Below are 11,676 nucleotides of genomic sequence, written 5' to 3' on the forward strand. Positions count from 1 at the left end.
TCGGCGAGCTACCCCAGGAGCGCGGCGACCGCCTCGCCGAAGACCTCGGTGTGCCGGTCGACGTCGGCCTCGGTGTGGTGCGGGCTGAAGAGCGCCATGTTGTGGAACGGCGTGAGCAGCACGCCCCGGTTGAGGCACCACAGGTGGAGGAAGCCCTCCAGGTCCTCGTCGACCGCGGCGGCGGCGGCCGCGCCGTCGCGCGGGGGCGGGCAGAACCAGTACTCCGCACGGCAGCCCAGTTGCTGGACGTGCCAGGGCAGGTCGTGGTCGGCGATCACGCCGCTCACCCCGGCGGTGAACCGCTCGGCCAGCGGCACGGCGACCGCGAAGTCCTCCGCGCGCAGGCAGCTCGACAGGGTGGCCCGGATGGCGGCCAGGGCGAGGGCGTTGCCGGTCAGGGTGCCACCGACGCCGGCGACGTCGATCTCGTGGCCCAGCATGGGCCCGGAGAGGCGGTCGGCCACCGCGTCGGTCATGCCGTACGCCGCGCACGGGATGCCGCCGCCGATCGGCTTGCCGACCACCAGGAGGTCCGGCTCGAGGCCCCAGGCGGCCGTCGCGCCGCCCGGGCCGGCGCACAGGGTGTGCGTCTCGTCCACGACGAGCAGCACGTCGTGGCGCCGGGTGATCTCGCGGACCGCGTCGAGGTAGCCGGGGTCGGGCAGCACGATGCCGATGTTGGTCAGCGCGGGCTCCATCAGCAGGCAGGCGACGTCGCCCTGCGCCAGGCGGCGGTCCAGGGCGTCGGCGTCGTTGAAGGGGACGACCGCCGTCGTCTCCGACACCGGCACCTGCGGGCCGAGCGCCCCGGGCCGGGGGACGACCCGGTCACCCTCGAGCACGGCGAGCGTCTCGTCGACCGTGCCGTGGTAGCACCAGTCCATGACCGCGATCCGCGGCCGACCGGTGAGGTGCCGGGCGAAGCGCAGCACGAACCGGTTGGCGTCGGTGGCCGACATCGCCAGCTGCCAGCGCGGCAGGCCGAAGCGGCGGGCGAGCTCCTCCCCGACCCAGACCGCGTCGGCCGAGGGCAGCATGGTGGTGATGCCGCGCGAGGCGCGCTCGGAGACCGCCGCGGTGACCTGGGGCAGCGCGTGGCCGGTCATCGCGCCGGTGTCACCGAGGCAGAGGTCGACGTACTCCACCCCGTCGACGTCGGTCAGGCGCGCCCCCGAGGCGCTGTCGAGGAACAGCGGGAAGCGCCCGGGCCACCGCGTCATCCAGGGCATGGGCACGCCGGCCAGCAGTGGGCCACGGGCCCGCTCGGCGAGCGCGGCGGACCGCGGGTGCAGGTCGGCGAACCGGTCCTCCTCCGCGCTGCGGAGGGAGGCGAGTCGGGAGCGATCGATCATGACAGGGAAGATAGGGGATATGCCCGAGCAGAGCGTGCGACCGGCGCGCCCGCACCACAAGCTGACCGACGACGGCCGCCGCGTGCGCGAGGTGCTCACCTACTCCCGCCGCGGCAGCCGCTTCACCCCGCGGCAGGCGGCGGCCTGGGCGGCGTACGCCGAGCGGTGGTGGGTGCCCGACGAGGCCGTGGACGCGCCCGACTTCTCCCTGGCCGGCCTGTTCGGCCGGGAGGCGCCCCTCGTGGTCGAGATCGGCCCGGGGATCGGTGAGGCGACGGTCGCGCTCGCGGCCGGACGTCCCGACGCCGACGTGGTCGCGTTCGAGGTCTGGCGACCCGGGGTCGCCGACACCCTGGGCCGGATCGGCGAGGCCGGCCTGACGAACGTGCGGCTGCTGAGCGTCGACGCCGTGTGGTCGATGGAGCACCTGGTGGCGCGCGACAGCCTCGCGGCGCTGTGGACCTTCTTCCCCGACCCGTGGCACAAGAAGCGCCACCACAAGCGTCGACTGGTCACCCCGGCGTTCGCCCACCTCGCGGCCACCCGGCTGTCCGTGGGAGCGGAGTGGCGGCTGGCGACCGACTGGGCCGACTACGCCGACCAGATGGTCGAGGTCCTCGACGGCGAGCCGCTGCTGGAGGGCGGGGTCACCGAGCGGTGGGCGGAGCGGCCGGAGACCAGGTTCGAGCGCAAGGGCCGGGCAGCGGGCCGGGCGGTCACCGACCTCTGCTACGTCCGGCGCTGATCCGTCAGCCGTCGCTGGGCGGTGCGGTCGTGCGCCGGACCACCAGCCGGGTGGGCAGGACGACCTGCTCGGGGACCCAGTACTGCGCGGTGAGGGCGGCCAGCACCTGCTGGGCGGCGATCCGGCCCTGCTCGCGCACCGGCTGCGCGATCGTGGTGAGGTCGAAGATGACCGACATCTCGTGGTCGTCGATCCCGATCACCGAGAGGTCCTCGGGCACCCGCAGCCCGAGCTCGCGAGCCGCCCGCAGGACGCCGAACGCCATCTCGTCGGACCCCGCGAAGATCGCGGTGGGGCGCTCGGGCGCGGAGAGCAGTCGGTGGCCCGCCCGCACGCCACCGGCGACGGTGAAGGAGCCGTCGGCCTCGAGCGCCGCGTCGGGCGCGATGCCGACCGCCTCGATCGCCGCCCGGTAGCCCGCCAGCCGCGCGGCCGGGGCGGTGAAGTCCAAGACGCCCTCGACCGCGCCACCGACGTATGCGATGCGCCGGTGACCGAGGTCGAGGAGGTGGTCGGTGGCGTGCCGTGCCGCCTGCTCGTCGTCGATGCGCACGGTCGCCCACCCGGGCACGTCGGCGCCGACGACCGTGACCGGACGGCCGAGGTGGTCCAGGCGGATCAGCTCGTCGGGGCTGGGCTTGAGGCTCAGCACGAGCACCGCGTCGACCCGCTTGGTCAGCAGGCTGGTCTCGAACACCCGGTGCCGGGCGGCCTCGTCGCCGCCGAGGTTGTAGAGCAGCAGGTCGTAGCCGCGGTCGCGCAGGACCTCCTCGGCTCCCTCGACCACGGCCGCGAAGAACCACCGCGTCACGAACGGCACGACGACCGCGACGGTGCGGGTCTTGCCGCTGGCCAGCGCCGCCGCACCGGGTGAGGGCACGTAGCCGAGCCGCCGCGCCGTCTCCATCACCCGGACCCGGGTCTCGTCGGACACCCCCGGGAGGCCGCGCAGGGCGCGCGAGACCGTCGCGGTGGACATGTCCACCGCGCGGGCGACGTCCTTGATCCCGGTCATCGTGGGAACGCTCCCACTCGCACCGGTCCGCCGGTACGGTGGAGCCCATGCCCACCCACCTGCCGGACGGATCCACCCTCGCCCACGGCGTCGCGACCGCCGCGTACCAGATCGAGGGTGCCACCACCGAGGACGGGCGCGGGGCGTCGATCTGGGACACGTTCGCGGCCCGCCCGGGGGCGACCCGCGACGGGTTGGACGGGGCGACCGCCTGCGACTCCTACCACCGCTACGCCGAGGACCTCGACCTGGTGCGCGACCTCGGCGTCGGCTGGTACCGCTTCTCGATCGCCTGGCCACGGGTGCTGCCCGAGGGCACCGGCCGGGTCGAGTCGCGCGGCCTGGACTACTACGACCGGCTGGTCGACGCCGCCCTGGACCGTGGCATCCAGCCGATGGCCACCCTCTACCACTGGGACCTGCCGCAGGCCCTCGAGGACCGCGGCGGCTGGCCCGAGCGGGCGACGGCCGAGGCGTTCGCCGACTACGCGACCCTCGTGCACGAGCGGCTCGGCGACCGCGTGCACGTGTGGGCGACGCACAACGAGCCGTGGTGCGCGGCCTACCTGGGCTACTCCGCCGGCGTGCACGCCCCCGGCCGGCGCGAGGCCGGCGCCGGACACCGTGCCGCCCACCACCTCAACCTGGCTCACGGCCTGGCCGCTGCCCGCCTGCACGAGGCCGGCGTCACCGACCTCGGCATCGTGCACAACCTGGCGCCGTTCTGGCCCGAGACGCCCGAGGCGGCCGGCGCCGCCGACGAGCTCGACGCGGTCCGCAACCGGGTGTGGCTGGGACCGCTGACCGACGGGGCGTACGACGACGGTCTGCTGCGGGTGGCGCCCGAGCTCGCCGACCCGGCCCTGGTGCGCGACGGCGACCTGGCGCTGGTCCGCGGGTCCGCCGACTGGCTGGGCATCAACTACTACACGCCGTTCCGGCCCACGCTCGCCGACCCGGCGCTCGAGCGGCACCCGGAGGTCGAGGCCTACCCGGGAGCCACCCCGGTGTCCTTCGTGGTCCGCGAGCCGCGCACCGACATCGGCTGGGAGGTCGACCCGGCGGGTCTCGAGGACGTGCTGCTGACGACCCACCGGCGCACCGGGCTGCCCCTGCTGGTCACCGAGAACGGTGCGGCCTGCCCGGACCCGGTCGTCGACGGCACCGTCGACGACCAGGACCGGATCGACTACCTGCGCACCCACCTCGCCGCGACCGAGCGGGCCCGGTCGGCGGGCGCCGACGTGCGCGCTTACGTCGTGTGGACGCTGCTGGACAACTTCGAGTGGGCCGAGGGCTACACGAAGACCTTCGGCATCGTGCACGTCGACCCGGGCGACCAGACGCGGACGCCCAAGGCGTCGTACCACTGGCTCGCCTCCTTCCTCGCTCCCGAGTCCGGCACCACGTCCTGACGCGCCTGTGCGCTCGGCCTAGCCCTTGACGCTGCCCGCGAGCAGGCCGCGGACGAAGTAGCGCTGCAGGGACAGGAACACGATCAGCGGGATCACCAGCGACACGAAGGCTCCGGAGGCCAGCAGCTGCCAGTCCTGGCCGCGCTCTCCGACCATCTGCACCAGCTTCACGGTCATCGGCGACACCTCCGGGGAGGAGAAGACCAGGGCGACCAGCAGGTCGTTCCAGACCCAGAGGAACTGGAAGATCGCGAAGGCGGCGATCGCCGGCATCATCAGCGGCAGCATGATCCGGGTGAAGATCTGGACGTGACCGGCACCGTCGACGCGGGCCGACTCGATCAGCTCACCGGGGATCTCCCGCATGAAGTTGTGCAGCAGGAAGATCGCGAGTGGTAGCGCGAAGATCGTATGGGAGATCCATAGCTCGTAGAGACCACCGGCCGGTGCGTCCCTGCCGGCCAGCGGCATCAGGTTGAAGGGCGGGTCGACGTACAGCTTGAGCAGCGGGACCAGGGTCACCTGGATCGGCACGATCTGCAGCGCGAAGACGGCGATGAACAAGACGTACTTGCCCTTGAAGTCCATCCACGCGAAGGCGTAGGCCGCGAGCGTCGCCAGGCTGATCGGGATCAGCACCGCGGGGATCGTGATGACGATCGAGTTCACCAGGTTGTTGAACAGGTTCTCCTGCGAGGACCCGCCGTGCAGCACGTCCTTGTAGTTCTGCAGGGTGAACGACGGGTTGGTGAAGATCGTCCACCAGCCGGAGGTCTTGACGTCCTCCTCGGGCCGGAACGACGAGACGAGCAGGCCGAAGGTCGGCACCGTCCACAGGATCGCCACGATGATCGTGACGACCGACGCGGTCCGGCTCGACAGCGCCTCGGTGGCCGCCTGGGCGGCGGTCCGCTGGGGCTTGGTGGACCCGGGCTCGGTCTCGGCCGGGTCGCTCAGGACGCTGGTCATCGGGCCTCCAGCTTGCGCATCTGACGGATGTTGTAGATGACGACCGGCGTCACCAGGATGAAGATGACGACGGCGATGGCGGTGGCCAGGCCCTGGTTGCCGGACACGAAGTTCTGGAAGTAGAACTCGTAGGCCAGGACGCTGGTGTTGAAGTTGCCGCCGGTGGTCGTCTGGACGATGTCGAAGACCTTCAGCGTCGCGATGGTGATCGTCGTCAGCACCACGATCAGCGACGGGCGGATGCTCGGCACGGTGATGTAGCGGAACATCTTCCACCCGCCCACGCCGTCGAGGCGGGCCGCCTCGACGATGTCGTCGGGGATCGCCTTGATGGAGGCGGAGAGGATGGTCATCGCGAAGCCCGCCTGGATCCAGACGAGGATCACGATGAGGAACAGCGTGTTCCACGGCGAGTTCAAGATGAAGTTGTAGGTGTCCAGGTGCAGCCAGACCAGCACCTGGTTGGCGAGCCCGATCTGCTCCTTGTCGCCGGCCTTGTAGTCGTAGACGAACTTCCAGATGATCGACGCACCGACCATCGAGATCGCGACGGGCATGAAGATCAGGGCCTTGGCGAACTTCTCGAACCGGGCACGGTCGACCAGCACAGCGTACGCGAGGCCGATGCCGGTGGAGAACAGCGGCGTGAGGATCACCCACAGCAAGGTGTTGCGCAGGACGGTGACCTCCTGCGGGTTGGTGAACAGCGTTTTGTAGTTGTCCAGACCCACGAACGGTGGGTCGAAGAGGGCGGCGCCGTGCAGCGACTCCCACACGGTGACGATCGCCGGGTAGAGCAGGCCGATCCCGATCAGCAGCAGCGACGGCCCGAGGAACGCGGCGGCCTGGACCCGCTCGCCGGCTCTCGAGCGCAGGCGCTGGGTCAGCAGCAGGATGATCGCCATCACCGCGTAGAACAGCAGGATCGCGATGATCATCTGGACGAACTTGTCAGTCGTGCTCACAGGTCCTCCGGGGTGGGGGAGTCGGTGACGGACGAAACGGCGCCGGGACGGGCGAGCTGCCCCGCCCCGGCGCCGTCGGTCGTCAGGATGCCGGCCAGGAATCCTCGACGTTGGTCAGAGCCTGGTCGGTGCTCTCACCGGTGATCCATGCGGTCATCTGCTTCCAGAAGGTGCCGGCGCCGACCGCGCTCGGCATCTGGTCGGACCCGTCGAACCGGAACACGGCCTGGGGGTCCTGCAGGATGGTGGCGGAGAGCTGGTCGATCGGGCTGGACAGGTTGGAGATCTCCAGACCCTTGTTCGCGCTCACCCAGCCGCCGCCCGGCGTCGCCTTGGCCTTCTCGTTGGCCCAGACCGGGGTGGAGAGATAGGTCTGGAACGCGGCCACCTCGGGACGGTCGTCGAAGGCCGCCACGAACTCGCCACCGCCGAGGACCGGCTTGCCGAACTGGTCGTTCATCGTCGGCAGGTAGAAGGCGAAGACCTGGCCGGTGTTCGACACGTCGGTGCCCTCGGGCCACTGAGCGGCGTAGAAGCTCGCCATCCGGTACATCGCGCACTCGTTCTTCAGGATCGGCAGGCCGCCGTCCTGGAACGCGGTGGTCGCGATCGACTTGACGTCACCGAAGCCGCCGTTGACGTACTTGTCGTTCTTCAGGATCTTGCCCACGTCGTCCAGCGCGGTCTCGATCTTGGCGTCGTTGAACGGGATGTCGTGGTTGACCCACTGGTCGTAGACGTCCGGGCCCGCCGAGCGGAGGACGGAGTCTTCGAGCCAGTCGGTGCCCGGCCAGCCGGTGGCGTCGCCGGACTCGAAGCCCGCGCACCAGGGCTTCATGCCCGAGGCCTCGATCGTGTCGGAGAGCTTGAGCATGTCGTCCCAGGTCTCCGGGACGGTCCAGCCCTTCTCCTTGAACAGCTTCGGGGAGTACCAGACGAACGACTTCACGTTCGCGCCCAGCGGGGCGGCGTAGAGCTTGCCGTCCACCGAGCCGTAGTTGCGCCAGTCCTCGCCGAAGTACTCGTCGACGTTGTCGGAGACCGGCTTGGGCGCCTCGACGACCGAGCCCGAGGACACGACGGTCTTCAGCAGGCCGGGCTGCGGGATGTAGGCGATGTCAGGCGCGTTGCCGGCCTTGACCCGCACCACGAGCTGGGTCTCGAACTGGTCGGAGCCCTCGTACTTGACCTTGGCTCCGGTGCAGGTCGTGAAGAGCTTGTAGGAGTCCTCCTGGGCCTGCTGCTCCGGCGGCAGGATCGAGGTGTAGATCGACACGGTCTTGCCGGTCAGGTCGCCGTACTGGGCCAGCTGCTGCAGGTCCTTGCACTCGGACTTGCCCTCGCCGGGCCAGGTGCCGCTCGCCGAGCTGCTCCCTCCGCTGTCGCTGCTCGCGCAGCCAGCGAGGAAGAGTCCGGCACTTGCCAGGGCGGCGGCCGCCACTGTCCAGCGCCGCGTGTTGCGTGATCGCATGCGTGCATTCCCTTCTGCGTTTCTCAGCAGGTCCGTCCATGGGTCCGCACATGCTCGGAACCCGCTCTCCGTCGGAAACGATGCAAACGTTTACGCGACGGTCCGTCAAGCAGGAGCGATAACGTTTTCGTAACGCACGTCACAGATCCGTGGGAACGCTCCCACCGCCGGGGCGGCCGCCCCGGCCGTCGCCCTGCGCGGGTGCGGGGGTCTCGACGAGCTCGACCACCGGGTGGTGCGGTGGTCGAGCAGGGAGGAGCGCCAGCGACGACCGGGGCACCGGTGGTCGAGCAGGGAGGAGCGCCCGCGACGACCGGAGGCACCGGTGGTCGAGCAGGGAGGAGCGCCAGCGACGACCGCCCGTCGAGACCCCCGATGCCGGCCCGCCGTCACTCCACCAGCAGGGCCAGCTCCTCGTCCACGTAGGGATCCGCGAGCCCGGCGGCGTCCAGGTCGGCGCGCAGGGCGCGCTGCATCGCCAGGGCCTCCGCGGTGCGACCCAGGTGGCGCAGCGCCCAGGCCACCATCCACCGGGCCACTCGCGTCTCGTCCTCGCGCCCGATCCGCTCCCGGGCGACGAGCGCCTGCTCGAACGACGTCAGCGCGGCCGGCCAGTCACCGGCGTCGGCATGGACCATGCCGATGTTGTTGAGCAGCGAGGCGTCCCAGTCGCGGGCCGCGGGGTCGCTGCTGCGCCCGGCCACCTCGAGCGCGTGCTCGGTCAGGGCGAGCCGCTCGTCGACGGGTGCCACGAGCGCGCGCATGTGCAGCGCGTCCACCCGCAGGGCGTCGTCGCCTGCGGCGGAGGCGGCCTGCTCGGCCGCGTCGAAGTGCGCGCAGGAGGCGTCCGCGTCGCCCGAGGAGCGCAGGAGCCGGCCCCGCTCGAGCTCGACGTGCGCCGCCACCCGGGGTCCGCTCACCACCAGGCCGTCCAGCACGGCGTGGCCCTCGGCGTACCGCTCCTGTAGGCCGAGGGTGCGGGCGACCTGGGCGAGCAGCACCGCGCGCTCCTCGCCGTCGGCGACGGCCGCGGCGGCCCGGAAGCGCTGCTCCGACCCGGCCGGGTCGTCGAAGTCCCACAGGGCACGGAGGTCGGTCATGCCTGGATCCTCTCGTCGGTCACCGTCGGGCGACCAGCCGACGGCGCAGGTCTGACTCGCGGGCCAGCCGGGCGGCGTCGCGCGAGCGCCGGGTCGCGACCACGGCGGCGAGGAACGCCTCCGGCGGGGTCCCGGGAGGGGGTGGGGGAGCGACGTAGCGGCTCACCGCGTCCGCGAGCCGACGCCCCAGGTCGGCCCGCGACGCCGGGTCGATCTGCGCGCTGCGACCGAGGTACTGCCGGACGGCCAGGGCCAGGCCCGTCGGCAGCGACGCCACGTCGGCCCGGGCGGCCCACGTGGCCAGCTGCGGTGGCATCGCGGCCGGGGCCGGGAGCCGCAGCCGGACCCGCTCGCGCACGACGTACGTGCCGGCGGCGTAGTCGCCCAGCCGCTTGGTGCGGGGGCTCAGCAGCGCCGCGAAGAAGGCCGGGCTGCCGAGGAAGACGTAGATCTCGACCACGCCGACCAGTGCCCGGACGAACGCGTGCTGGAAGGAGATGGGGCCGGCGTCGTCGCGGACCGCGCGCAGCCCCAGGCACAGCTTGCCGACCGACCGTCCGCGGGTCAGCGTCTCGACGGTCGTGGGGTAGACCAGCAGGGAGAGGATCACCGAGGCGAGCACGGCGACCTGGAGCAGCGCGAGGTCCGTGTGCACCGCCGCCACCGCCAGCGCGATGGCCAGCGTGACCAGCAGGACCAGGGTGATCGTGACGTCCACGAGCCCCGACGCGATCCGTGAGCCCAGGCTCGCTGGCGGCAGGTCGAGGGCGACGGCCTCGCCGGTGACGAGGTCGTCGGTGGTGAGCGTCGCGAACTCGGGGGCCGCCATCGTGGGGTCAGTCTAGGAGCGCGGCGAGGATCTCGGGCCACCTCGACAGCAGCATGGAGAGGTGCCTGGTCCGGTCGTCCGGCCAGGTGTGGACGGGGCACCGGACGTCGGCCGGGGTGGCGTCCCAGGGGCGGAGGGTGAGCGCCGCGTCGCGCAGGTAGCCGTCGTGGTGACCAACGCCTCCCGCACCGAGGCGGCCACCTGGGCGGGCGTCCGCGCGGTGCCGAGCAGCGCCGCGTCGGCCGGCGGCAGGTCGTCGAGGAACCGGCGCGCGAGCGCCTCGTCATCGGGACCGGCGACGAGCGCGAGGGCGCGCACGCGGTCGGGGTGGCGCGCCGCGCACACCAGCGCGTACGCCGTACCGACCGACATGCCGAGCGCGGCGAAGCGGTCGATGCCGAGGGCGTCTGCTGCGGCGACGGCGTCGTCGGCGACCGAGGACTGGGTGGACGGGTGCCGGTCGGACCGGCCGTAGCCCGGCCGGTTGACCGCGACCAGCCGGACACCGAGCGCCTTGGCTGCCGACGCGCCGGTCATCGCGGCGTGGCGGGTGTCGGGGCAGCCGTGGAAGAACAGCACGGCGGGTCCGGCGACGCCGTTGTCCCAGTACTGCGCCGCCCTGCCGTCCGGCAGCCTGATGACCTCACCCACCCCGGGAGCCTAGGCTCCCAGCGTGGACCTCGACGCGTACGTCGCCGCGCACGGGTCGGAGTGGCAGCGCCTGGAGGCGCTCACGCGCAAGCGCCGGCTGACCGGCCTGGAGGCCGACGAGCTGGTCGACCGCTACCAGCAGGTCGCCACGCACCTGAGCGTGGTGCGCACCTCCGCCCCCGACCCGACGCTGGTCGCGCACCTGTCCTCGCTGCTGTCCCGGGCCCGCAACCGCGCCGTCGGCACCCGCACGGGCACCTGGCGGGGGGTCCGCAGGTTCTTCCTCGAGCGGTTCCCGGCCGCGCTCTACCGGTTGCGGTGGTGGTGGCTGGGCACGCTCGCGGTGTGCGTCGTGGTGGCCGCGGTGATGATGCTGTGGCTGCTGCAGCACCCGAACGTCGAGCAGAGCCTGCTGTCGCCGAGGGAGGTCGACCAGCTCGTCGAGCACGACTTCGAGGACTACTACAGCGAGTACGCCGCCAGCCACTTCGCGGCGCAGGTCTGGGTCAACAACGCCTGGGTGACCGCGCTGTGCCTGGCGCTGGGGGTGCTGGGGCTGCCGGTCGTCTACCTGCTCTTCTCCAACCTGGAGAACCTGGCCATCATCGGCTCGATCATGATCCGCCACGGCCACGCCGGGCACTTCTGGGGTCTGATCCTCCCGCACGGGATGCTCGAGCTCACCGCGGTGTTCGTGGCCGGCGGGGTGGGGCTGCGGCTGTTCTGGTCGTGGGTCGAGCCCGGGGGGCTCACCCGCGCCCAGTCGCTCGCGCACGAGGGCCGCACCGCCGGCACGGTGGCGCTCGGCCTGGTGGCGGTGCTCTTCGTCAGCGGCTGCATCGAGGCCTTCGTGACCCCCTCGCCCCTGCCCACCTGGGCGCGGGTCGGCATCGGCGTCCTCGCCGAGGCGGCCTTCCTCGCCTACGTCTTCGTCCTCGGGCGCCAGGCCCACGCCCGCGGGCTGACCGGCGACATCGACGACTCGTTGCTGGAGGACCGGGTGGCGACGCAGGCGTGAGGGGTGGATGAATCCCCGGTCAGCCGGGGATTCATCCGGGGTTGTCAGGCTCTTCCTGACGTTGTCAGGCGTTGCAACCCCTGACAACGTCAGGCACTGCCCGTCCGATGTTGCTGGTGGGGCTGGAGGGATCGCGAGTCTCTGGG

General features: G+C 71.9%; 11 protein-coding genes. 3 read left to right on the forward strand and 8 right to left on the reverse strand.

Annotated features, from left to right (window positions below; genetic code table 11):
• Positions 1 to 8: 8 nt before the first annotated feature.
• Positions 9 to 1,352 (reverse strand): aspartate aminotransferase family protein, encoded by a 1,344-nt coding sequence (locus ACILRH_RS04290; protein WP_395691045.1) that lies wholly within the window; start codon positions 1,350 to 1,352, stop codon positions 9 to 11.
• Positions 1,353 to 1,371: 19 nt separating this feature from the next.
• Here ACILRH_RS04290 and trmB point away from each other — a divergent pair, with 19 nt between their 5' ends.
• Positions 1,372 to 2,097: a tRNA (guanosine(46)-N7)-methyltransferase TrmB gene (gene trmB / locus ACILRH_RS04295; protein ID WP_395691046.1), complete on the forward strand. Its 726-nt coding sequence runs from the start codon at positions 1,372 to 1,374 to the stop codon at positions 2,095 to 2,097.
• Between the two features lie 4 nt (positions 2,098 to 2,101).
• Here trmB and ACILRH_RS04300 read toward each other — a convergent pair whose 3' ends face one another.
• Positions 2,102 to 3,112 (reverse strand): LacI family DNA-binding transcriptional regulator, encoded by a 1,011-nt coding sequence (locus ACILRH_RS04300; RefSeq protein ID WP_395691047.1) that lies wholly within the window; start codon positions 3,110 to 3,112, stop codon positions 2,102 to 2,104.
• A gap of 47 nt (positions 3,113 to 3,159) precedes the next feature.
• Between ACILRH_RS04300 and ACILRH_RS04305 the strand changes: the two genes are divergently transcribed.
• Positions 3,160 to 4,527 (forward strand): GH1 family beta-glucosidase, encoded by a 1,368-nt coding sequence (locus ACILRH_RS04305; RefSeq protein WP_395691049.1) that lies wholly within the window; start codon positions 3,160 to 3,162, stop codon positions 4,525 to 4,527.
• 18 nt (positions 4,528 to 4,545) lie between these two features.
• Here ACILRH_RS04305 and ACILRH_RS04310 read toward each other — a convergent pair whose 3' ends face one another.
• The 6 genes from ACILRH_RS04310 to ACILRH_RS04335 form a co-directional block, all read right to left on the reverse strand.
• Positions 4,546 to 5,496, reverse strand: a complete 951-nt coding sequence (locus tag ACILRH_RS04310) for a carbohydrate ABC transporter permease (protein WP_395691050.1) — start codon at positions 5,494 to 5,496, stop codon at positions 4,546 to 4,548.
• Positions 5,493 to 6,461: a carbohydrate ABC transporter permease gene (locus ACILRH_RS04315; RefSeq protein ID WP_395691051.1), complete on the reverse strand. Its 969-nt coding sequence runs from the start codon at positions 6,459 to 6,461 to the stop codon at positions 5,493 to 5,495. The genes ACILRH_RS04310 and ACILRH_RS04315 overlap by 4 nt, the downstream gene beginning before the upstream one ends.
• An 82-nt stretch (positions 6,462 to 6,543) precedes the next feature.
• Positions 6,544 to 7,932, reverse strand: coding sequence for an ABC transporter substrate-binding protein (locus tag ACILRH_RS04320; protein ID WP_395691052.1), 1,389 nt, complete (start codon positions 7,930 to 7,932; stop codon positions 6,544 to 6,546).
• A gap of 389 nt (positions 7,933 to 8,321) precedes the next feature.
• Positions 8,322 to 9,032 (reverse strand): tetratricopeptide repeat protein, encoded by a 711-nt coding sequence (locus ACILRH_RS04325; RefSeq protein ID WP_395691054.1) that lies wholly within the window; start codon positions 9,030 to 9,032, stop codon positions 8,322 to 8,324.
• A 19-nt stretch (positions 9,033 to 9,051) separates the two neighbouring features.
• Positions 9,052 to 9,861, reverse strand: a complete 810-nt coding sequence (locus ACILRH_RS04330) for an RDD family protein (RefSeq protein WP_395691055.1) — start codon at positions 9,859 to 9,861, stop codon at positions 9,052 to 9,054.
• Between the two features lie 12 nt (positions 9,862 to 9,873).
• The gene (locus tag ACILRH_RS04335) at positions 9,874 to 10,512 is read right to left on the reverse strand and encodes an alpha/beta fold hydrolase (RefSeq protein WP_395691057.1); all 639 of its coding nucleotides are present in this window, start codon (positions 10,510 to 10,512) and stop codon (positions 9,874 to 9,876) included.
• 22 nt (positions 10,513 to 10,534) lie between these two features.
• On the opposite strand from ACILRH_RS04335, the gene ACILRH_RS04340 reads away from it, so the two are divergent.
• Positions 10,535 to 11,530: a stage II sporulation protein M gene (locus ACILRH_RS04340; RefSeq protein ID WP_395691059.1), complete on the forward strand. Its 996-nt coding sequence runs from the start codon at positions 10,535 to 10,537 to the stop codon at positions 11,528 to 11,530.
• Positions 11,531 to 11,676: the final 146 nt, after the last annotated feature.

It is taken from the genome of Nocardioides sp., from assembly GCF_044226765.1.
In the GTDB taxonomy this organism is placed as follows: Bacteria; Actinomycetota; Actinomycetes; order Propionibacteriales; family Nocardioidaceae; genus Nocardioides.